The organism is Celeribacter marinus (assembly GCF_965656515.1).
Taxonomy (GTDB): Bacteria; Pseudomonadota; Alphaproteobacteria; order Rhodobacterales; family Rhodobacteraceae; genus Celeribacter; species Celeribacter marinus_D.
Genome location: NZ_CBFHKW010000003.1, coordinates 35,519 through 58,780, shown reverse-complemented (window position 1 = coordinate 58,780; position 23,262 = coordinate 35,519). Strand labels below are relative to the sequence as shown.

Annotated in this window: 20 protein-coding genes; 6 read left to right on the top strand and 14 right to left on the bottom strand. The window is 54.9% G+C overall.

Annotation, left to right across the window (positions count from 1 at the left end):
* From ACTG34_RS01425 to ACTG34_RS01410, 4 genes are all read right to left on the bottom strand, one after another.
* On the bottom strand, positions 1-237 hold a 237-nt coding region (locus ACTG34_RS01425; RefSeq protein ID WP_439103269.1), incomplete at its 3' end, for a F0F1 ATP synthase subunit gamma.
* Between the two features lie 18 nt (positions 238-255).
* On the bottom strand, positions 256-1,794 hold the full coding sequence (atpA, locus tag ACTG34_RS01420; protein WP_062216485.1) for a F0F1 ATP synthase subunit alpha: 1,539 nt from the start codon (positions 1,792-1,794) through the stop codon (positions 256-258).
* Positions 1,795-2,355, bottom strand: a complete 561-nt coding sequence (locus ACTG34_RS01415) for a F0F1 ATP synthase subunit delta (RefSeq protein WP_062220937.1) — start codon at positions 2,353-2,355, stop codon at positions 1,795-1,797. It lies immediately after the preceding gene.
* A 392-nt stretch (positions 2,356-2,747) separates the two neighbouring features.
* On the bottom strand, positions 2,748-3,497 hold the full coding sequence (locus ACTG34_RS01410) for a class I SAM-dependent methyltransferase (RefSeq protein WP_439103268.1): 750 nt from the start codon (positions 3,495-3,497) through the stop codon (positions 2,748-2,750).
* Positions 3,498-3,561: 64 nt separating this feature from the next.
* Here ACTG34_RS01410 and gloB point away from each other — a divergent pair, with 64 nt between their 5' ends.
* From gloB to ACTG34_RS01395, 3 genes are all read left to right on the top strand, one after another.
* Positions 3,562-4,326 carry a hydroxyacylglutathione hydrolase gene (gene gloB, locus ACTG34_RS01405; RefSeq protein WP_439103267.1) on the top strand — a complete coding sequence of 255 codons (765 nt, stop codon included), beginning with the start codon at positions 3,562-3,564 and terminating at the stop codon, positions 4,324-4,326.
* Positions 4,327-4,567: 241 nt separating this feature from the next.
* Positions 4,568-6,901 (top strand): ATP-dependent Clp protease ATP-binding subunit ClpA, encoded by a 2,334-nt coding sequence (gene clpA, locus ACTG34_RS01400; RefSeq protein WP_439103266.1) that lies wholly within the window; start codon positions 4,568-4,570, stop codon positions 6,899-6,901.
* Between the two features lie 14 nt (positions 6,902-6,915).
* Positions 6,916-7,887: a M23 family metallopeptidase gene (locus ACTG34_RS01395; protein WP_439103265.1), complete on the top strand. Its 972-nt coding sequence runs from the start codon at positions 6,916-6,918 to the stop codon at positions 7,885-7,887.
* Positions 7,888-7,903: 16 nt separating this feature from the next.
* On the opposite strand, the gene ACTG34_RS01390 is transcribed toward ACTG34_RS01395, so the two are convergent.
* From ACTG34_RS01390 to ACTG34_RS01380, 3 genes are all read right to left on the bottom strand, one after another.
* Positions 7,904-9,547 (bottom strand): peptidoglycan -binding protein, encoded by a 1,644-nt coding sequence (locus ACTG34_RS01390; RefSeq protein ID WP_439103264.1) that lies wholly within the window; start codon positions 9,545-9,547, stop codon positions 7,904-7,906.
* A gap of 3 nt (positions 9,548-9,550) precedes the next feature.
* The gene (locus ACTG34_RS01385; protein WP_439103263.1) at positions 9,551-10,741 is read right to left on the bottom strand and encodes a biopolymer transporter ExbB; all 1,191 of its coding nucleotides are present in this window, start codon (positions 10,739-10,741) and stop codon (positions 9,551-9,553) included.
* A gap of 85 nt (positions 10,742-10,826) precedes the next feature.
* On the bottom strand, positions 10,827-11,402 hold the full coding sequence (locus ACTG34_RS01380; protein ID WP_439103262.1) for a gamma-glutamylcyclotransferase: 576 nt from the start codon (positions 11,400-11,402) through the stop codon (positions 10,827-10,829).
* Between the two features lie 80 nt (positions 11,403-11,482).
* Here ACTG34_RS01380 and ACTG34_RS01375 point away from each other — a divergent pair, with 80 nt between their 5' ends.
* Complete coding sequence (locus tag ACTG34_RS01375) at positions 11,483-12,484, top strand: DUF2125 domain-containing protein (protein WP_439103261.1); 1,002 nt, start codon at positions 11,483-11,485, stop codon at positions 12,482-12,484.
* Positions 12,485-12,515: 31 nt separating this feature from the next.
* Here ACTG34_RS01375 and ACTG34_RS01370 read toward each other — a convergent pair whose 3' ends face one another.
* From ACTG34_RS01370 to ACTG34_RS01340, 7 genes are all read right to left on the bottom strand, one after another.
* Positions 12,516-13,439, bottom strand: a complete 924-nt coding sequence (locus ACTG34_RS01370) for a prephenate/arogenate dehydrogenase family protein (protein ID WP_439103260.1) — start codon at positions 13,437-13,439, stop codon at positions 12,516-12,518.
* On the bottom strand, positions 13,436-14,524 hold the full coding sequence (hisC, locus tag ACTG34_RS01365; RefSeq protein WP_439103259.1) for a histidinol-phosphate transaminase: 1,089 nt from the start codon (positions 14,522-14,524) through the stop codon (positions 13,436-13,438). The genes ACTG34_RS01370 and hisC overlap by 4 nt, the downstream gene beginning before the upstream one ends.
* Positions 14,525-14,697: 173 nt before the next feature.
* On the bottom strand, positions 14,698-15,318 hold the full coding sequence (gene rpsD / locus ACTG34_RS01360; RefSeq protein ID WP_439103258.1) for a 30S ribosomal protein S4: 621 nt from the start codon (positions 15,316-15,318) through the stop codon (positions 14,698-14,700).
* A gap of 203 nt (positions 15,319-15,521) precedes the next feature.
* Positions 15,522-16,580 (bottom strand): Hint domain-containing protein, encoded by a 1,059-nt coding sequence (locus ACTG34_RS01355; RefSeq protein WP_439103257.1) that lies wholly within the window; start codon positions 16,578-16,580, stop codon positions 15,522-15,524.
* Positions 16,581-16,707: 127 nt separating this feature from the next.
* Complete coding sequence (locus ACTG34_RS01350; protein ID WP_439103256.1) at positions 16,708-17,523, bottom strand: lipid A-modifier LpxR family protein; 816 nt, start codon at positions 17,521-17,523, stop codon at positions 16,708-16,710.
* Between the two features lie 249 nt (positions 17,524-17,772).
* Positions 17,773-18,684 carry a phosphoadenosine phosphosulfate reductase gene (locus tag ACTG34_RS01345; protein WP_439103255.1) on the bottom strand — a complete coding sequence of 304 codons (912 nt, stop codon included), beginning with the start codon at positions 18,682-18,684 and terminating at the stop codon, positions 17,773-17,775.
* Between the two features lie 65 nt (positions 18,685-18,749).
* Complete coding sequence (locus ACTG34_RS01340) at positions 18,750-19,763, bottom strand: hypothetical protein (protein WP_439103254.1); 1,014 nt, start codon at positions 19,761-19,763, stop codon at positions 18,750-18,752.
* 248 nt (positions 19,764-20,011) lie between these two features.
* Here ACTG34_RS01340 and ACTG34_RS01335 point away from each other — a divergent pair, with 248 nt between their 5' ends.
* Positions 20,012-21,022, top strand: coding sequence for a glycosyltransferase family 2 protein (locus tag ACTG34_RS01335; RefSeq protein WP_439103253.1), 1,011 nt, complete (start codon positions 20,012-20,014; stop codon positions 21,020-21,022).
* Complete coding sequence (locus ACTG34_RS01330; RefSeq protein ID WP_439103252.1) at positions 21,015-23,237, top strand: glycosyltransferase family 2 protein; 2,223 nt, start codon at positions 21,015-21,017, stop codon at positions 23,235-23,237. Before ACTG34_RS01335 ends, ACTG34_RS01330 begins: the two co-directional genes overlap by 8 nt.
* Positions 23,238-23,262 lie beyond the last annotated feature (25 nt).

Sequence of the window (23,262 nt, the reverse complement as noted above, 5' to 3'; positions counted from 1 at the left end):
ATGCACGTCGTCCTTGCCCGTCCCGGCGAGAAGCCGGGGCGCGCTATCGGAGCCACCAACCGAAGCGGAAAGCGCACCCAGAACCGCGTTAAAGCGTTCCGTGTAGGGGCGCGATGCCTCAGCCGCATCTTGGGCGCGGCGCAATTTTGCAGCCGCGACCATCTGCATGGCCTTCGTGATCTTGCGCGTGGATTTCACGCTCGCGATCCGGTTTTTAAGAACTTTGAGGTTGGGCATTGAAGCTTTCCTCTAATCTTACGCGAAAGTCTTGGCGAATGCGTCTAGAACCGCTTTGAGCTTGTCAGCTGCTTCGCCTTTGATCTTGGGATCGTCTTTGGTGATCCACGCAAGAACATCAGCGTGCTGGTTGCGCAAGAAGTCGAGCAGTTGAGCCTCGTAGCGACCAACATCTTTTACACCGACTTTGTCGAGGTAACCGTTGGTGCCCGCAAAGATCACGCAGACGATTTCAGCGTTGGACAGCGGCGAATACTGCGCTTGTTTCATCAACTCGGTCAAACGTGCACCACGGTTCAGCAACTGCTGAGTGGACGCATCGAGGTCGGAACCGAACTGAGCAAAAGCAGCCATCTCGCGGTACTGAGCGAGCGACAACTTCACCGGACCCGCAACCGAAGACATGGCTTTGGTTTGTGCCGAGGAGCCAACGCGCGACACCGAAAGACCTGTGTTCACAGCAGGGCGGATACCCTGATAGAACAATTCGGTTTCGAGGAAGATCTGACCGTCGGTGATCGAAATCACGTTGGTTGGAATAAACGCGGACACGTCGCCACCTTGCGTCTCAATGATCGGCAAAGCCGTCAAGGAACCGGAACCGTTGTCTTCGTTCAGTTTCGCTGAGCGCTCAAGAAGTCTGGAGTGAAGGTAGAAAACGTCACCTGGGTAAGCTTCACGTCCTGGTGGGCGGCGCAAAAGAAGCGACATCTGACGATACGAAACGGCTTGTTTGGACAAGTCATCGTAAATGATCAAGGCGTGCTTGCCGTTGTCACGGTAGTACTCGGCCATTGCTGTCGCCGCATAAGGTGCGAGGAACTGCATCGGCGCAGGGTCGGATGCGGTTGCGGCCACAATTGTTGTGTACTCAATCGCGCCGGACTCCTCGAGCTTTTTCACAAGCTGAGCAACAGTGGAACGTTTTTGGCCGATGGCCACGTAGATGCAATAGAGCTTCTTGGACTCATCATCACCAGCGGCTTCGTTGTAGCCTTTCTGGTTGAGGATGGCGTCGAGCGCCACAGCCGTTTTACCGGTCTGACGGTCACCAATGATCAGCTCGCGCTGGCCACGTCCGATTGGGATCATAGCGTCAACAGATTTGAGGCCGGTTGCCATAGGCTCGTGCACAGATTTGCGTGGGATAATACCCGGCGCTTTGCTGTCCGCGATACGGCGTTCGGTGGCTTTAATCTCGCCTTTGCCGTCGATCGGGTTACCCAGACCGTCAACAACGCGACCCAAAAGCGCGTCACCTACGGGAACGTCCACAATGGAGTTCGTCCGCTTGACGGTGTCACCTTCTTTAATATCACGGTCAGAGCCGAAGATCACGATACCGACATTGTCGGTTTCGAGGTTCAGCGCCATTCCGCGGATACCACCGGGGAATTCGACCATCTCACCGGCCTGCACGTTATCAAGACCATACACACGCGCGATACCGTCACCGACGGAAAGAACGCGGCCAACCTCAGCAACTTCGGCATCTTTGCCAAAGTTCTTAATCTGGTCCTTAAGGATCGCAGAAATCTCTGCAGCTTGGATACCCATTTATCCGACCTCTTTCATTGCATTCTGGAGGGAGGCGAGCTTCGAGGCGATCGACGTATCGATCATCTTTGAGCCCACTTTGACGACAAGACCACCGATGAGGGATTCATCGACAGTCGCATGAATGTTCACATCTTTTCCGAATTGCACCGAAAGCGATTTCGCCAGTTTATCTGACTGTGCTTTGGTCAATGCCTTTGCGGAAACGACATCCGCCGTAACCTCGCCGCGCTCTGCGGCGAGCAACTCTTTGAGTGTCTCAACCAAATGCGGCAAGACAAAGAGACGACGATTTTGCGCCATCATGGCCAACGTATTGGTCACGATTTTGGACAATTTTGCTTTTTTAGCGATTGCAGTGATCGAGCCTTCCAAATCGGCACGTGAAATCACGGGCGAGGAAACAAGGTCACGGAAATCAGCGCTGTCTACGAGAGCCGAAGACAGGGACGACACGTCGTCCTCAAGCGCCTTAAGTGCTTTGCCATCTTTAGCCAATTCGAAAACGGCCGTTGCGTAGCGTGCGGCAATGCCGCGGGAGATCGAAGCTGGTTCGGACACGTCCACCCTTCCGATGTCTTTGGGCCGTTTCCCCACACATTTACCGCGTGAGAAGCAGGCAGCTTGAACAACCCATGCAGAACACATGGGAGGTAAAATCGGCGTGGGTGTAACAGAGGCTTATCCGCCTCGCAACCTTGTTGCGCGGGCATAGCGCTAACATGCATCAGGCCGCTTCCTATAGATTTCAAAGACTTACGAACTTTGCGCTCCGTAAGCGTTAAAAAATATCTAATTTGTCCAAATTTTTGGACCAAGATTCGCGCGAGTCATGCGTTTTTAGCGCCCCACTTCTTCTTGAGCGGCACAATCTGCACGGTGACGTGCTTGATGAGTGGGATCATGGCGACGCGCATACAATCGGGTGATTTGGTAACCCCGCCCAAAGCACCTTATATCGGTTTCGCCTCCGGCAATGCGCCGATGCCGCCAAGCACACGGCTTGGACGCTTTACCGCAACAGGGGAACCTGATCCAGTTTGCGCGTAAACTTGCTTGGAGACTTCGAGAATGATGACCCCGCCCGCCAGCGCCGTTGAGACCTTGCGACCAAAATTTTCCCACATGGGGCCAGAGCGCAGCCAGAACCGTTTGTGCGAAGGGGGCTGAAACAGCGCGGCACGGTGCCGCTCCGAGACGAATCCCGCCTGTTTGAGTTGCATTTCCAACTGGCCAAGCGAATAGGGCCGCCCGTAGCCAAATGGCGTAGCATCCGAGCGCGACCACAGACCCGCACGGTTGGGCACAATAAACAGCGCACGACCACCGGGGCCAAGCACGCGCCAACATTCTTCTAAAACTGCGGATTGGTGATCAGAAGTTTCAAGGCCATGCATAACAACGAGTTTATCGACAAAGCCGGTTTGCAATGGCCATCTGGTTTCACGACATAGCGTAGAAACATTCGGCAGTCCCGCCGGCCAATGCATCACACCTTGCTGATCGGGCATGAGGCCTATGACGCGGCGCGCATCCGCGAGATACGGGCGCAGTAAAGGCACCGAAAACCCAAAGCCCGCAACGGTTTGGCGTGAGGCGTCCGGCCATAAATCCGTGACACAGTTGCGCACGGCGCGCTGTGCCGCCCGCCCCAATCCGGTCCGGTAATAGAAATTTCTTAGGTCGACGACGTCGAGATGCATTGCAATACCGTGGCTGAACGACAAGTGTTACATAAGAGAATGACCCAAAGCCGGAGAAAACACCATGCTAGAGATCGTCACTGTTGCGGCCCTCTCAGACAACTACGACTTTCTCGTGCATGACCCTGCCACGGGACGCACCGCCGTGGTCGATGTGGCCGAAGCCGAACCCATTCTCGACGCCCTCGATTACCACGGCTGGACGCTCAATGAGATATGGCTCACCCATCACCATTGGGACCATGTGGACGGCGTGGCCGATCTGGTAAAAGAGACAGGCGCAACTGTTCTCGGTGCAAAACCGGATCAACATCGATTGCCGCCTCTCAGTACTGTTGTTGAGGCGGGTGGCACATTTACGTTTGGCGCGCATACGGTCGAGGTGATCGCTGCGGATGGGCACACGATTGGACATGTCGCGTTTTACATTCCTGATGCCAAGGCGCTCTTTTCCGGCGATAGCCTTATGGCGCTTGGGTGTGGCCGTTTGTTTGAAGGGACGCCTGCGCAGATGTGGGAAACGATGTTGCGGCTCAAGGCTCTTCCACCCGAAACACTGGTCTACTCGGGTCATGAATACACCGCGGGGAATGCAAAGTTCGCGCTTACAATTGAGACAAACAACAGCGCATTGCAGGAGCGCGCACAGGCTATCGAAGCGGCATTGGTTGCGGGGCAATTTACTGTCCCCTCCTCTCTCGCGCTCGAGATCGCGACCAACCCGTTTTTGCGCGCCGATCTGGACAGTGTTAAAGACGCGTTGGGAATGAATGGGTCAAGCAGCGTGGACGTTTTCACGCAAATCCGTGCCCGAAAAGACAAGTTTTGACCCAACCACAAGAGATATACGATACTGGTCCAAGTCCACAGACCCCGCAAGACAGCACAGGTTTGGCATTGAACCCCACCAAAACCGCACAAAAACACGCGGTTCACGAAAATATATACTGATTTCGTAATTTTCTACTTGAAGTATGGGCGTTTCAATCAAACTTTAAGAATATCAGGCCACGGTTGTTGACGGGCATTATGCCTAAAGCAACAGCCCCAGACGAAGGAGCACTGTCGACGTGCCGTCATTTTCCAACACTCTTGAGCAAGCGATCCATTCTGCCTTGGCCCTGGCAAACGCCCGCCACCATGAATTGGCTACGCTGGAACATCTTCTCCTCGCCCTCATCGACGAGCCCGATGCGGCCCGTGTTATGCAGGCCTGCAATGTGGAATTAGATGAGTTGCGAAAGACCCTTTTGGAATACATCGAGGATGACTTGTCGACACTCGTCACTGATATAGAAGGGTCCGAAGCTGTTCCAACGGCCTCGTTCCAACGGGTTATTCAACGCGCCGCCATTCACGTGCAATCGTCTGGCAGGACAGAAGTCACAGGTGCAAACGTGCTCGTCGCAATCTTTGCCGAGCGCGAAAGCAACGCCGCGTATTTCCTTCAAGAACAGGACATGACACGCTATGACGCCGTGAACTACATCGCACATGGTGTCGCCAAAGACCCCGCATTTGGCGAAAGCCGTCCGATTTCAGGTGCAGATGAAGAGATTCAAGACACACAAAAACAAGAAACCGTTGACGGTGGCGACGCCAAAGAATCTGCACTTTCCAAATACTGTGTCGATCTAAACGCGAAGGCGGCCGAGGGCGATGTTGATCCCCTCATCGGACGCACCGAAGAGGTCGAGCGCTGTATCCAAGTGTTGTGTCGCCGCCGCAAGAACAACCCGCTTTTGGTGGGCGATCCCGGTGTCGGCAAAACCGCCATCGCGGAAGGGCTTGCCAAAAAGATCAACGATGGCGAAACGCCTGAAATCCTGTCAAAGACCACTATCTACTCGCTCGATATGGGCGCACTCTTGGCCGGCACGCGGTATCGTGGCGATTTCGAGGAGCGCCTCAAAGGTGTGATGAAAGAACTGGAGGATCACCCCGACGCGATCCTGTTCATTGACGAAATTCACACGATCATCGGGGCTGGCGCCACCTCTGGTGGCGCAATGGATGCGTCCAACCTGCTCAAACCTGCCCTTCAGGGCGGCAAGCTGCGGTGTATGGGGTCCACAACCTACAAAGAGTTCCGCCAGCATTTTGAAAAGGACCGCGCCTTGTCGCGCCGTTTCCAAAAAATTGACGTCAATGAGCCATCGGTCGAAGATGCAGTGAAAATCCTGATGGGACTAAAGCCCTATTTCGAGGAACATCACGACATTCGTTACACCAATGATGCGATCAAAACCGCCGTTGAATTGGCCGCACGCTACATCCATGATCGCAAGCTGCCCGACAAAGCTATCGACGTTATTGACGAGGCGGGCGCCGCCCAGCATCTCGTCGCAGAAAGCCGCCGCCGCAAAACGATCTCACCCAAAGAGATCGAATCTGTGGTTGCCAAAATCGCGCGCATACCAGCCAAAAACGTTTCCAAAGATGACGCAGAAGTGCTCAAAGATCTCGAATCTTCGCTCAAACGCGTGGTGTTCGGCCAAGATGATGCCATTGTGGCACTCTCCTCAGCGATCAAACTGTCGCGTGCGGGCCTACGTGAACCAGAAAAGCCCATCGGGAACTACCTATTCGCCGGACCAACCGGTGTCGGCAAAACCGAAGTGGCAAAGCAACTCGCGGACACACTTGGCGTCGAATTGCTGCGCTTTGATATGTCCGAGTACATGGAGAAACATGCAATCTCCCGCCTCATCGGCGCACCTCCGGGCTATGTCGGCTTTGATCAAGGCGGCTTGTTAACTGACAGCGTTGATCAGCACCCTCACTGTGTTCTCTTGCTTGATGAGATTGAGAAAGCGCATCCTGATGTCTTCAACATTCTGTTGCAGGTGATGGATAACGGCAAGTTGACCGATCACAACGGTCGCACGGTCGATTTTCGCAATGTCATCCTCATCATGACGTCGAACGCGGGGGCTACCGAACAAGCCAAAGAGGCCATCGGATTTGGTCGCGATCGTCGCACTGGCGAAGATACGGCCGCAATCGAGCGGACATTTACACCAGAATTCCGCAATCGTTTGGACGCAGTCGTCTCCTTTGCGCCGCTTCCTAAAACGGTCATCATGCAGGTGGTCGAAAAGTTCGTTCTACAACTCGAAGCGCAGCTCATGGACCGCAACGTTCACATCGAACTCACTCCCAAAGCGGCCGCATGGCTTGCGGATAAAGGGTATGATGACAAGATGGGCGCACGCCCCCTTGGCCGCGTGATCCAAGAGCACATAAAAAAGCCGCTGGCCGAGGAATTGCTATTTGGCAAACTGGCGAAAGGTGGCGTGGTGAAAGTTGGCGTGAAAGACGGCGCGATTGATTTGAGGATCGAAAAACCCGATGCACCGCGTATCAGCCGCTCTAAAAAGCCGCCACTTCTGACCGCCGATTAAAGCAGGGTGGGACAATGCGACCCATTCTCATAGGCACTTTGTTATTGTCCCTCGCAGGCCCCGCGCTTGCGAGGGATCCTGTTTTAAACCCGCCAATTGACTGTACCTTGGGCGAAACATGTTACATCCAGAACTACGTCGATACCGATCCAAGTTCTGGAGCAGCTGATTTCACCTGTGGATCCCTCACCTATGATGGCCATAAAGGCACGGATTTCGGCCTACCTAGTTTGGCCGCGATGAAAGACGGCGTAGATGTGCGTGCCGCAGCCCCCGGCACCGTGCGCGCCATACGCAACGACATGATCGATCACATCCAAGGGGGCACAGATGCGCCTGACGTGTCGGGCCGCGAATGCGGCAACGGTGTGGTGATTGATCACGGAGATGGATGGACCACGCAATACTGCCACATGGCACAAGGGTCCATTAGCGTCACCAAGGGTCAGCGTGTCTCGAAAGATACAACACTCGGACAGGTCGGCCTATCAGGCAAAACGCAATTCCCCCATGTCCACCTCTCGGTGCGCCACAATGGCGAGATCATCGACCCGTTCAACCCCAACGCGCGCATTACATGTGGCGATGCGGGCGCGCGCGGCGATGCGCTTTGGCAAACTCCGATCACCTACCAAGCGGGCGGCATTCTGTCTGTTGGTGTGTGGGACGCAGTGCCAGACTATGCCGCGATAAAAGCTGGAACAGTGGACTCGACAACGCTTCCCGCCACATCTCCGGCTCTTGTGGTGTTCGGCTACGCGTTTGGCGCACGAACCGCAGATGTAATGCGCCTATCGCTCACCGGACCGAAGGGCAATGTGGTCACAAAAGACTTTGATCTCGCAAAAAACCAAGCCCTCTTCTTTCGCGCCACGGGCAAGCGCGGATCACAATGGCCTGTCGGCACATATGACGCAGAAGCGACATTACTGCGCGATGGCGTGATCATCGACAGCATGGCGCGCAGCATCGAAATTGCGAACTAAACGCACGCGATCCCTACTATTTTTCTGTTAGTTTCAATTCGATACGTCGATTTTGCGCCAAGGCGGCGGATGACGATCCTGATGCAACGGGTTGGAATTCGCCAAAACCCGCCGCAACCAATCGCTCTGGCGGAAAACCGAGACTACGGCTCATAAAACGGACAACAGACAGGGCGCGCGCCTGCGACAGCTCCCAGTTGTCGGCATACTCGCCAAGCCCCGAAAGCGGAGTATTATCGGTATGCCCATCCACACGGATCACCCAATCAATCTCTGGCGGGATGTCTTTCGCCACGTCATTGAGAATGCCCGCCACCCGTGCAATCTGAACTTGTCCGTTGTCGCCAAGATCAGCTGATCCCGCCTCGAACAAGACCTCCGACGAAAAGACAAATCGATCACCGACGATGCGCACGCCATCGCGATCACCCAAAATTTCACGCAAACGACCAAAGAATTCCGAGCGGTAATTCTCCAACTTCTTCGCCTCGACCTCAAGTCGGATACGCTCGGCCTCTTCCAATTCGGCGCGGCGTTTCTCTTCTGCTGCAACTTGTGCGAGGGCTGCGTTTAACCGCGAGGTGAGCGCGTCCACCTGAACATTGCCCTCACGGTCGGCCGCCGCGCGGGCATCCAAGACGGCTTGCAATGAGGCAAGTTGCCCGCGCAATTCTGTGACTTGTGCATTCAACAATGCGACCTTGCGCGCGCCCTCTGCGGATCTTACTTCCTCGGATTGTAGCGCCTCTTGGGCGGTCGCTAAAAGGGCTGCTTGTTTTTGCGCATCGCTCAACTCAACACTCAGATCCGCTTGCAAGTTTTTGCGCGCAGCCTCTGCTGCCGCCAAAAGCGTCAATGTGTCTTCGGCATCTTTGCGGGCCTCTTCGAGGGCAAGCGTCATTGCGGTCAGTTCATCATTTGAGTTCGCCAGTTTGTCACGCAACGCCTCAAGAGCCGCCGCATCGACCAATCGTGCCTCCTCAGCTGCGGACAGCTCCGCTAGCTTTTCCGAAAACGCCAACTCGCGCGCCTGTGATTGCGTCTGCTCATCCGCAAGCATCGCGGCAATGGCATCGCGCCGCGCCGCAGCCAAGCGGGCTTGTTCAGTCGCCACATCAATCTCGTCTCGGGCCTTGGCCAACGCCAATTGCATGGCCTCTTGCTCAGATATCACCAACGCATTGGCGGCTTCTAGCTCGTCAACTGTTGCTTGCAACGTGGCGCTTTGCGTGCGCGCGGCGTCTCGGTCAGCCAAAAGGCTAGCGACCTGTGCCTCAAATGAAGCAATTTGATTGGCTTGGTTTTCCGCTTCTTGCGACAAAGCTGCATTTTGGCTTTGCAGTGAGGCGATTAACGCAGTTTGCGCCTGTGCAACGGACCGCACCTCACCAAGCGTAGCGCGCATAGAGCCAAGCTGTGCATCCAAATCCGTTGAACGATCTTGTTCGAGGCCCAAGGCTAACGCGAGCGCACTCACTTCGGCAGTTAGTGCATCCAACTCGGTTTCTTGTCCCGTAATTGTGTCGCGTAACATCGATTGCATAATCATAAAGATCGTCAACACAAACATCAAAACTAGCAAAAGCGCAGTCATTGCATCAACGAACCCCGGCCATATTGATCCGGACATGCGTTGCGAGGAACGGCGCAAAACGGCCATCCTCTAAGCCTTTGGCCCAATGATATCGCGCAGCGTTCGAGACACACCTGCAATCTCGCGGCGTATTTCATTCAGGCTCTCTTGGCGACCCGCAGATATCTCTTCGAGAATGCGCAGGAGTTGGACATCAATCGACCGCAACCGCATGCGCGCCTCGGCGTCTGTTGTCGCCCCGCCTTCTTGCTCGCGTTTCGTCAACACGGCAATCAACTGTTCTTGACCCGCAATAAGACGCTCTTGCCCCGCAACCAGACGCTCATCACCTGCGGCATCGCCGCGCTCCGCATCAAGTCGGCTCACAAGCGCCTCAACCGACGCGGCCAATTGGCCAAGACGATCATCAACCGCCGCGCGTGACATGTCCGATTGCATGTAAATAGTTTGTAGCGTGTCCATCTGCTGGCACATATGATCGAGAACGGCCGCCGCCCCCGACATCTCGCCGCCGTCGCCCTCGGCCGCAGAGAACCCGATGCGCGTGAACGACGAGAGCCATTCCTCTAGTTCACGAAAAAACCGGTTTTGGCCATGAGACGCAAACAGTTCCAACATGCCCACAACCAAGGACCCCGCAAGACCCAACAGTGATGAGGCGAAGGCCGTGCCCATCCCCCCAAGCTGTTGTTCCAACCCGCCCATAAGGCGCCCGAAAATATCTGTCGAGCTTTCACCATCTTGCGGGGCGAGAGACCGAATGGTGTCGACAACAGCAGGAACAGTCGTCGCGAGACCGTAAAATGTCCCCAAAAGTCCAAGAAATATCAAAAGGTTGGTGATGTAACGCGTGATGTCACGCGCCTCGTCGATACGTGTTGCTACAGAATCAAGGATGGAGCGCGCCGAGGATGACGAAATTTGACGCCGTGCATCGCGCCCGCGCATCAACGCAGCAAGAGGCGCCAACAAACGCGGCGCGTGTTTGGCACCATCGTCGGGGCGCACACCGGCAAATCGTTCGATCCAATTGACAGAGGCGACCAATTGGATCACCTGCCAAAAACATGCGAGGATACCTAGCACGAACACAACGGCAATAAACCCGTTGAGATACGGGCTCGCAAGAAAAACCGGCGCCACACGTGGAAGCGCCAGATAAAACCCCGCCCCCGCAAGTCCCAGAACAATTACCATTAAGGTAAATTGCCGCACGGGTTGCGAAAAATGCAGTTCTGCCTCGCGATCGGGTTGGTCCATGTGGGCCCTATCCTGACCTGTCGTTTCTGTTAACGCTCACGATAGGCGAGGATTGGAAAACTGCCAATACGCGATTTCATCTTTCCTATGATCTTACGCTGGGATCACACGAGTGTAACGACATACGGCGGCGCACCAGAGCGACCAATTGGTTGAGATCAGTATCTTCCATACCAAGCTCGGCCAAATGCAGCGCGGTATTGAAAAGATACTCAAAGTTAGGACCGCGCCCACCAGTCGCCCTTGCAATCACATCGGCTTGCGCCTCATGGGACATGGCACCCGTATATTGCACGTGGGTTCGGTCCACGATGTACGCGAGGCTCTGCACCGTCCGCCCATCATCTAGTATCAACGGCACGGTGTTTTCCAAATACGCCGAGCTGACCAATTCACGCTCGCGCAAGCGCTCAAGCGTCTCTTGTGCTCCGCCTCCCGAAACACGGTAGGCAAGTCCGCGACAGGTAGCACCGACCTCACGATCAAGGGCCAAAACCAAACCCGGAACCTCGGGTGATCCGCGATGATGGATTGACCACATGCAAAACGACCGCGCGTAATCCACAAGAGTCGCTGGCACCCGCTCGGCAAACTCGAACTCGGGATTCCACATCAATGACCCATAGCCGAACACCCAAAAACACTTGTCATCACAATCCATTTTGCCCGCTTTCTTATTGGTGCCGCGACAGCTAAACACCACTCATCGACGAATGTAAAAGAGCACAAAGAAGGCACTCCATGCGCAAAATATTATGGCTGATCCTGATCGCGGCTGCTGTATATAGCGGCTATTGGTTTGTCGGAGCACGTGGAACCGAACGCGCGATAGCGGGCTGGATTTCGCAGCGTCAGTCGGACGGATGGCAAGCGGACTATACGAGCGTGCAAACCGGCGGATTCCCCCTCAGGTTCGACACTTTAATTTCGGACCTTTCATTGGCGGACCCTAAAAGTGGCGTTGCATATGAAACCCCACGCCTTGAGATAAAAAGCGCAAGCTACGCGCCAACGGCCTTGAGCGCGGTGTTCGCATCAGGATCAACCTTTGCGACCCCCTATCAGCGTGTCGATATCACGCATGATCGTGCGGATGCCGACCTATTCGTCGATGCGGGGCCGAACCTGACGTTGGACGTCACGGCCTTTACACTTGATAACGCCGCGATCACATCGACATTGGGCTGGGGCATGACACTTGCGCATGGCGCGTTCTCGACCATCAGAAGTGCGCAAAATCCGCTCAGTCATACGATTGGCCTCTCGGCACACGACCTTGTGCCGAGTGAAGGTCTAATGAGTACGTTGAACACAGACGGGCTATTGTCGGACCGCTTTGAAACCCTTGAAATTGCACTCACAGCAACCTTTGACGCCCCATGGGACATTCACGCCCTCGAGGAGCGCCGCCCACAACCGACACGGATCGATATCGATAAAATCGCGGCAAAGTGGGGCAAGTTGGATTTGCAAATCGCCGGAGCCGTCGACATCGACGCGCGCGGCGTAGCCTCTGGAAAAATCGCCCTCAAAGCGCGCAACTGGCGCGACATGATCGACATGGCCACAGCCGCGGGATTAATTCCTGCGGACATGCAATCGCTTGCCATACGCGCGGGTCAGGTTCTCGCAGGATTGAAGGGCAACGCGGATACGATTGATGCGGAGCTGACCTTGAGCGAGGGCATGATCGTTTTGGGGTTTATCCCAATCGGTCCGGCGCCGAACTTTTCTATCCGCTAACTCGCACGCTCTTGGCGCAAAAATGCAGTGACTACTCGGTCTTTTTTGCGCGTCCGAAGTCGGGTGCGTCGGTGTCTTGTCCCGCTTCGATAATCCCACGGCGAATAGTGCGGGTGCGGGTAAAATAATCATATAAATGCTCACCGTCACCCTGACGAATGGCACGTTGAAGGGCGAACAGCTCTTCGGTAAAGCGTCCTAAAATCTCCAATGTCGCGTCCTTGTTTTCTAAAAACACATCACGCCACATCGTCGGGTCTGACGCCGCAATCCGTGTGAAATCGCGAAAACCGGCCGCGGAGAATTTGATCACTTCTTGGTCCGTAACACGGCTCAAATCGTCGGCCACTCCAACCATCGTATAGGCAATGAGGTGCGGGGTATGAGAGACCACGGCACAAACCAGATCATGATGATCCATATCCATCCGCTCGGTCGTGGCCCCCAGTGCGCGCCAAAACCGCTCCAACGCGACAACATCGGCCTCATTCGCAGTGTCAGGGGGAACGATCAGACACCAACGCCCATCGAACAGTTCGGCAAAGCCCGCGCGCGGGCCCGAATGCTCGGTCCCTGCCATCGGGTGCGTCCCGACGAACGACACATCGTGCGGCAACAGCGGCGTAACCGCCTCAAAAATTGACTTCTTAACCGAGCCCACGTCAGTAACCAAAGCACCTGCCTTGAGCGCAGGAGCGATTTCGGCCATCACCGTGCCCATCGCACCCACAGGCACAGCGAGCACGATCAAGTCCGCGTCCTTGACGGCATCGGTGGCCGTGTCGCAAACGCGGTCGACAAGATTGATGTCTCGCGCAGTGTCACGAGTCTCGGGGGAGCGCGCATATCCCGTAATTTCCCCTACAACACCTGCGCGGCGCATCGCCAAAGACATAGACCCCGCAATCAGGCCCAGTCCAATCAATGCCACGCGGTTGTAGAGAACTTCACTCATCGGGTTTTCTCTAGAAACTGCCCGATGGTATGGGCCACACGGCGGCATGACGATTCATCGCCAACGGTGATCCGCAAACAATTGGGCAGGCCGTACCCCGCAACACGCCGCACGATCAACCCGTTGGATTTCAAGAAATCATCACAGGCCTCTGCCTCTGATTGACTATGAAAACGTGCCAGAATGAAATTGGTGCACGAGGTATCTGACGGCACGCCGTGCTCCATCAACGCCTCGGCCATCCATGCCCGCAACCGTGCATTATCAAGGCGGCATTTTTCGACCCATGCCGTATCGCGCACGGCGGCTTCGGCGGCGGCCAATTGTGGCTCTGACAAATTGAACGGCCCGCGCACGCGGTTAAGCACGTCGATGATCGCCGCAGGACCGTAACCCCAGCCGATCCGCACACCACCCAAACCATATATTTTGGAGAACGTCCGCGTCATCACAACGTTGTCACGCGCCTCGACAAAGGCGGCGCCGCCATCAAAGCCCTCGACATACTCCGCATACGCGCCATCCAAAACCAACAAAACATGTGCGGGTAAACCATCAGCCAAACGCGCGACATCAGACGTGCCGATCATTGTGCCCGTGGGGTTGGCCGGGTTGGCGATAAACACCAATTTGGTGTGCTGTGTACACGCCGCTAGAATTGCGTCCACGTCCACCACGCGCTCACGCTCGGGCACACATACCGGTGTCGCGCCCGCCGCAAGTGCGGAAATTTTGTACATCGAAAAGCCGTGCTCGGTGTAGATGACTTCATCGCCCACGCCCGCGTAGCACTGGCACAAAAATGTGATGATCTCATCGGATCCAACGCCGCAGATAATCCGGTCCGCATCCAGATTGTAAATCTCTCCAATTGCGCCGCGCAATGCCGTATGGTCGGTGTTAGGATAACGATGCAAGTTATGTGCCGCTCGTGAAAACGCTTCTTTCGCGCCTTCCGGGCTGCCAAACGGGTTCTCGTTTGACGACAATTTTACAATGTTTTCGACACCCGCGATTTTGCTCGCTCCGCCTTGGTACAAGGCGATATCGAGAATTCCGCGTTGAGGTTTAATTTGGGCCGTCATGTTTACACTCATCTTAGGTCGAAAAACACATAGCGCTGCAATCGCCCCAAGGCCAGATGGCACGATGCTCCAATAAAAAATGTTGCACCGAAGCCTCTCGTACACGACCAAAATTCCACGAAAAAGGCCGCCCCCTAAGGAGCGGCCCAAAATCGTCGAATAATTGGCTCAGATTAGTTCTGAGCGTAGAATTCGATCACGAGGTTTGGCTCCATAACAACAGCGTATGGCACGTCGGACAGGCCCGGACGGCGCACAAACGTCGCAGTCATTTTGGAGTGGTCTGCCTCAATGTACTCAGGCACGTCACGTTCGGTGAGCTGAACAGCTTCCAGAACGGTTACGTTTTGCTTGGACTGGTCACGAACCTCTACAACGTCACCCTCTTTTACGCGGTAGGAGGGGATGTTGACGCGAACGCCATTCACGGTAACGTGGCCGTGGTTTACGAACTGACGAGCCGCAAATACGGTTGCCACGAATTTCGCGCGGTACACAACAGCGTCAAGGCGCGATTCGAGCAAGCCGATGAGGTTCTCACCTGTATCGCCCTTGAGACGCTCAGCGTCGGCAAAGATACGGCGGAATTGTTTCTCGGTCAGATCACCGTAGTAACCCTTGAGTTTTTGCTTCGCACGCAACTGGAGACCGAAGTCGGACAATTTGCCCTTGCGGCGCTGACCGTGCTGGCCGGGGCCGTATTCACGACGGTTTACTGGGGATTTTGGACGGCCCCAGATATTTTCGCCCATGCGGCGGTCTAGTTTGTATTTGGCAGATGTGCGTTTGGTCACGATCTGGATCCTTTCAACGGATATGAAAGGTGCTGTCCTTTCCCATGGGAGAAACCCCTTGGGCGACAGGCGTCCCCTTGCGGGGGCCACCAACACCAAAATAATAAACGGCGCGCATTTCTGCACACCGGATGGCGGGCTTATACAAGGCATGCAAATAGAGTCAAGCGCCCCACCCCACTATAATGGAGCGGCCGATTTTACTACGCGGCAGCGTGCAGTAAAATCGCGGCTTCAGCCGATGACAATGTGCGCCGCGCGGCAGGCCCGTATGCCTCACTGTGACTGGCCAGATCGGGAAATACCTCTATCAAGCGATGGCGCTGTGCGGGTGCGATATCGTCCAGATCGGTGAACGCAGGGTGAAAACTTTCCGTCTCAATTCCATTGGCAAACACCACTTGGTGGCGTTCAAACATCAGATGGACATAACTCAGCTCCTTAAGCGTGCGATCCACAACAATAGACGTATCATTGACCAGATCTCTCGCAGTAACCAAAACCTCGTCCGCGCCGAACAAATCATGGGCGGCACTGCCCCCAATCAAAAAACGGTGCTGTGGCGATACAATGAGGTCGCGATGCGGATGCCCTATACCGAACGCTTGCGCGCGGACACGCACGGGCCGCAGCTCGGGCATTGCGTACAGGCGTGCACCGGTAATGCGGCGCCCGCCGATCCATGCCAATTGTTGCGCCCCGTCATCTTTGGTCTGGACCCAATCGCCTTCGCGCAACTCTTCTACAGCACGCGCGCCGTCAGGCGTTTCTATTTGAGTGCCGGGCGTAAAACAAATAACGCCCCCCGTTTTCACTTCGCACGCATCTGTGGCCACCTCGACATGGGCTGACATCACCCATAGATCCGCATTCGCCGGCGGCATAGCACCCAAGCACATGACAAGCGGCACCCCCAAAGTCGGGGTATCGATGACCGTCATTTCATATTTGCGCAATCCATCCGTGACATCAAAGCCGCCATTGAACAACCTGTCCTTGGCCACAACGACATGCTCGAGATCCTGGCTTGAAACATGCCCGATAAGGCGGCGCAATTTTTGTGCCGCTCGATGATGAAGCTCGTCTTGCCCAATCGCATGATCCAGCAAAAGCACGTTGCGCGGACCATCCACGCACACTGCTTCACCCGACCAACGCCATGTTGCGCCGATCGTTAATGCCGAAAGCGGCGCAGAACCAAGGCCATCGACCTCAATCTGCGACCATGCGATGACAAACGTGCGAAGATTGCCCGTTTCCATGCCTGTATCACTGCCTTTAGTTTTTTATTATTGTCGAAAGGATAGCACAGGGCATGCGTTCTGTGAATCCCTTATTCGAACCAACGGCATAACGATGGTTCGGCAGCCAAAGAACGCTCGACAAACCTTAGAACTCAAAGCTCACATTGAGAGCCCCGACAACCTGACCCTCTGGCTGGGCCGCGAATTCAGGGGAAAGCCATGCTGCGCCGTAAAAGATTTTTGCACGCCCAACCGTAGTATAGAGTCCCGCCCGAAGGCGCGTACGTGCATCTTGCACTTCATACCCATCGCGCTTGGGTAAAAATTGTGAGTCCGCGACCACGGCGACATCAGCTCCCAAAATAAAGGATGTGCTCTCATCGCGCGTGGCGGACTCGATACCGTTGTACAAAAGCCCCGTGACAGGATCTCGTAGCATCAGACCAGATTGACCAACATCCCCGAAGACGTAATCAACGCCAAGACGCGCGAGTGTCTCTGGACCAACCTGCGCCTCCACAAATGGCCGAATAGAGCCCGATCCTACCTCAAACGTCTGGGCCGCTTCGAATGAGATCGACGCATAAGCGGCGTTTCCCAGCTGGTTCGTGACATCAGGTGCAGGAATGTTCAATAGATGATGAAACGACTCTTGAAGGTCTCCCAACCCCGTTTGCGGCCCCACGAGAACAGCATCAAGGCCAAGCCGCATCTGCGTGCTTTCGCGCTCGACATAGGAATGCATCCCTACGGACACCGCGCCAAGATATGGCCGATCGCCCTCTATGGGCCTTCCGGGTGCATCGGGCGTAATAACATCAGAACGGAACCGGAATTCAAGCAAATCGCCAAAGTTTGACGGCGCACGTCCAAGCCATTCAGGGCCGTACAATCGCGAGTACGTAAAACTACCAGACCGCCAACGGTCATCTCCATCGCCGATAGCATCATTTAAGAACAAGCGACCTGTGCCCAGAAAATTAAAATCTTGCGCACGCGCAGAAAAGGGAAGCGAAATCAGAAGACTTACAAGGCCCACCAACGAGACAATTGAACTCACAAAACGCATCGCAACACCCATACCGAATCTAAGGAACACCTGTTCCCAACATAGTGATACAAATATGAGTATATTCTAAACAGATGTTGCAATTGTGGCGAGAACTACCACGAGCTCAGAACCGTGAAGAACGCTCTGACGTAGTGGGCCTTACCGCTTCAAATTTTCCTTGGCCTCTTTGAGTGCGCGACGAAACACCGGGCCAGGTGCGCGCGCAATAATCGCAGCACAGTAATGCGCCACCCACGCCGCTCGCCCCCTTTTTTGCAACCGCGCAAGCATCTCTTTTTGATAACGCCTCTCGTCACGTCGACGGCGCAACAAATGGTAGAACTCTTTATCGGTCAGGGTGCCCGAGATAGCCCCCTCCACAATCGGCGTCAAAATCCCAAGCTTGACCCAGAGCGACGCAATACGGTGGCCAAAATAACGACATCGCATTTTACGCAGATTCTCACCGCGAAACAGGGCGGCATGCATTGCGTCTAATGGTGAAAGAGGGTCGTAGAACAAATAGACATATTCGGCAGATTTCACCATATCGGGGGCAAATCCATAGCGCGATGTAAAATCACGCGACCATCCTTTGCGGTAGCGGGTTTCCCATGAGGCATCCGCACGTGACAATGTGGCTTGAGGCGAGATCAACACAACCCCTGCGCCTGGATGTGCCGCCGAAAATGCGGCCGCCGCATAACCCCCCATTGATGCGCCATAAAAAATCACGCGCTTGTAGTCGTTAAAAAAACCCTCCGCCTTGAGGCGGTCAAAAAAGTCAAATACGGCCTCGTCGCGGTACCATGTCCAATCGTGAGCCATCATACCAAGCATCGACCACCCCCGCCGCTCAACAAACCCGTATCCCCACGGCATCTTGTCCTTGCCATCCGCATAGACATCATCGAGATTTTCAAACGTTACAATGAGCGTGTCACCACGTTTCACAAGCAATGCGGTGTGATCGCGGCCAAGCTCCTCATAGAACCCTTCGCGCGCACCGACCTCGCGCAACGATGCACGCCATTCCTGCTTGCTTGGCTCAACCGTCTCATTGTAGGTCATTCTACTCGGTTCCTATTTCGACGATGCCATACAGAGCCCACGACGTTTTCCGCGATACCTTTGACTTACTTATTCTCATTAAAAAGCTGAACTGCATCTGCGAGGATGGTATCGCGGCAGTCTTTTATAAATTGCTTATCGACAAGAAAGTCTCGTGATAGTTTATCCATTGAGGCGTCTGCCCTAAGTGCCGCCAGGCCGACCGTGGCTCGAAAACTGGAATCGGTGAGCGCGGGTTGCTCAATCGACTTCACTACTTTGGGCAGAATGAGTGCGGCATCGGGATCGATCTCGTGCTTGTCCAACAACCGATCCATAAAGGATCCACGACGCGGGCGGTTGTTTTCCTTTTCCTCAAGCCGCGGCTTCATACGGCGCGCCCAAAAATGCACCCCCCGCGTTTCATCGGTAAAGCGCTCTTCAACATCAAAGCGACTGATAATCATATGGTTCCGGTCCGGATAGCTGACCGGATAAAAGGCTGCTTCGGGGCGTGCGTATTTAATTTCACCCGTCTGCTCCAAGAAATAAGTGACAGATGCAGGCCCTGTGAACCCCCAATTCTGAGCGGTCATGTGAACGGGGCGCCCCGCGTCGCGCTCTGCCTCTAGCTCGCGTTGCTGCCACGGCTTCAACCATGGTGCGATCGCATATTCGTCTTGGAAAAAATCAATCAAACCCGCGAGTGTGGCACTGTCGCGCGGCAACCCCAAAACCGCGTTGCATACCAGCCCCGGCTTTTCCCAGCCAAAGACAAAACCAGATGGATCATCGAATGGATGATAACAATACATGTCTGCATCGACCCAGATCTTATCTGTCTTCTTGAGCAAATTTAGACGCCACATATCCGCATGGATCGCGGGACTACCCGTTCTGGCATGGCGTAGCATGGGCGTTGAGGGATATATGTCCTCGGCATTGCCAATATGAACGCCCGCAGGCACATTCGGGATCGGCTCATACGAATACAGGGTGATATGATGACCCATGTCCGCAAAGCTTTTCAGGCATAGTTGTTCCAACCAACTTAGTCGCCCACCAATCCAAAGGGATGCGATTTCTGGATGTTCCGTCATAACATTGCCCCTCGCGCCGTTGGCGCCCTCGTTAAACGTGACCAACTCGGACGCTTAGCTGCACCCGCCACACGGTCTGTGCGCACGACCGTTTTCACAGTTTAGTTAAGCTACCGCACCACGCAGTGCAGGTAAAGCACCCCCGATGCAACCCTTACAAAAACTGAGGTTCCTTGACTTCCATACGCCCGTATGAGACCCAAAATGTAAACAAAACGCACAGTTAGAGTACACAGGTGGATGCGAGTTTGAATATTGTTGGGATTACATGTGTCCGCGATGAGGGGCCTTGGCTTCTTGATTGGATTGCTCACCATCGTGCGCATGGCTTTTCGCACTTCCTCATTGCCTCACACGACTGTCTTGACGGGTCAGACACACTTTTGGACGCTTTGGATGACGCGGGTATCATCACTCACCTCCCTTTTACACCGAAAGCGGGTAAGGCAGTGCAATGGCAAGCGTTACGTCTGTTGCAGGATCATCATGTCTACCGCGACGCCGAAATGGCAATGTTTTTTGACGCCGACGAATACCTCGTTCTAACCGAGGGGGTGACCCTTAACTCGCTCCTGCCCGAAGGAATCGACGCTGTGCCACTACGGTGGCACCTGTTTGGAAATGGCGGGCACGCGGAATGGATCGATCGCCCTGTTACGGAGCGTTTCACACGGTCAGGCCCGAACGGGATGCCCGTTCCGTTGGGACATCTGTTCAAATCCCTGCATCGCCCCAGCGCCTTTGACGGCCTTGGCGTGCACAGGCCTAAGGGAGACGCCACATGGGCTTTCGCCTCAGGTACAAACGCGCCTGCGAAGTTCAACACGATGGCGGGTTTGATCCATCTTATGGGTGTGCCGCAAAATGAGGAACGCGCATGGTTGAACCATTATTCCGTGCGCTCCATCGAGGAATTCATTCTGAAATCCGACCGAGGCCTGCCAAATCACGTTCGAAAATCGGTTGATGCGGGATATTGGGCTATGCGCAATTTTAATACGGTTGAGGACAAACGGATCGCGCCGATGCTTGACGCAAGCCGCAGTTCGCGAACGGCGCTGGCGGCGTTCGATGCGTTGCACGATATCTGCGTTTCCTATCATCGTGATCGCCTGTCTCGCCTCAAAAAGGACAAAGAGATCGTCGATTTGTTCTGGCAATGTGAACTCATGCCAACCGCGGTGCCACCATCCGGCGCGCGGTTCATGGCACATATCGAGATGCTAAAGCAGGCGGAAAGCAAAAACACCCATGGCTGACTACGTCGCACAAACCCTAAACGCTCAGGTTTTTGGGGATATCATTTTGCTTGATGCGATTGTGTCGGGCGACACCACGGACTTGTTTTTCCACCACACAGCGACACTGTCCGATGATGTCGCAAAGACCATGTTGGACAAAGCAGATGCAAAGACTGTTGGCAATGCGCCGTGGATCACAGGACAAACGCCGACGCGCGCGATAGCCCTAGACGTCGATGGCACCCAAAAAGAAATCACCCTATCGCACCCGAATGCCGATCTTATGCGCGGCCGAAACGTCGCCCTTGCAACGCGCAACGGCGAGAGCGCCAAAATGGTTCTGGACTGGCTGCGGTATCACGCCAGCCATCAAGGCCTGACAGGCGCGCTTATTGTGGATCGCGCGGACCCATCGCAAAACGCGACCTTTACCCAAGAGCTACAAGACGGATTGGCCAAAATTGACGCAGATCTAGCTGTCATGCACATTCACGCGACCGTCCCTCTCGGGAACGCGACCCTCCCGCCCGAAACACATCCATTTTCAACACCGGGTGCCCCAGGCAAAGACCGTATGACCAAGCCAGAGCCCAACGCATGGTCATCTCCGTTAGCCGATGTCCTGATCTATGAACTGCTGCGGCGGAAATATCTCAACGAGGCGCGGGGTGTCGCCAACATTGAAGTGTACGACCTTGTCCCGAAAAACGGCACTTTAACGATGTTTGACCTCGCGCAAACCGCACCCAACGGCGTGGTGCAACTGTTGGGACGTCAAACCTACCCGTGGCGGATCAAAGGTGACGAGCCGGCGTTTGCGGACCACATTTGTATTCAGTTCGACGAGACCAAGCGGCGCGCGCGGTGGTGTGCGGCACCCAAACGTCTGCCATCTGGCGCAGTCTTTCGCCTGGTCCGCGTGGGCGGAGCTGATGCTAAAACGGGGTATGAATTTTATCGTTGCATGGGCCTGCGTCATCGTGCGCCGTCTGTTTCGAAAATTGTCCCCAAGTCCTCGCTCATCGAGCATGCCCCACTGGTTGAACTATCGACGCGCACATGGGGATATCAGCCCGTCTTAATGCCAGAGGAAACCGTGGCCGCCCCGCCGCGTGGTGACAACTCCGTAGCCATTGTGACCTGCATGAAAAACGAGGGGCCTTTTATTCTTGAATGGCTCGCCTATCACCGCGCAATCGGAATTGAGGGCTTTTTGGTCTACACCAACGATTGTACCGATGGGACTGATACGTTCCTGGATTTGCTGCAAGCAAAAGGCTACGTGCACCACCGCGACAACCCGTTCAAAGGCACAGACCTCAAACCTCAGCACGCCGCCCTGCAAGCGGCAGAACACGAAGACGTCGTGACGGGGGCTGATTGGGCCATTTCCATGGATGTAGACGAATTTATAAACGTCAAAGTTGGTGACGGGACAATGAGCGCTCTGTTCGCGGCGCTCCCCGATGCTAACCTGATCTCATGTACATGGAGACTTTTTGGCAACGCCGATGTACATGGCTATCACGATCATTTTTTACTGGAGCAATTTGACCGCGCGGCCCCTGAGCATGCAAACAAACCGCACCAAGCGTGGGGATTCAAAACCCTGTTCAAAAACATCGGCCTGTTCAAGAAGTTTGGCGTGCACCGACCCAAAGGGCTAAAACCGCAAATCTGGGACAAGATTCGGTGGTACAACGGCTCAGGTAAGCCGATGCCCCGCACAGAGTTTCGAAACGCATGGCGTTCGACCTCCGACACATACGGCTATGATCTGGTTCAACTCAACCACTACGCCGTGCGCTCCGCCGAGAGCTTTTTGGTGAAACGTGACAGAGGGCGGGTCAACCACGTGGACCGCGACCAAGGTCTTGCCTACTGGTTTCGGATGAACAACAACTTTGAACGTGAAACATCGATTCAACGCATGATCCCAAAGCTGCGTGTAGAGTATGATCGCCTCCTCGAAGATCCCGAAATTGCCGCTCAACACCAAGCCTGCGTTCAAGCGCATACGGCCAAGATTGCCCAATTGCGAGCGACCGAAACCTATACCAAATTCTATAACGAATTATCTGGCCCGCGCCTCGAAAAGCTCAGTCGGTTGCATTCGCATTTTGGCGCAAATGTCTTTTTAAAGGGTCCGCAATGCGTGCCCGACAATGTGATCGACCAAGACCTAGATGCAGAGTTTTTCTTTACGGTTGAGCGCGGCGAGGCGGCGCATTGAGGCGCACGAAGAAGGAGACCAACAG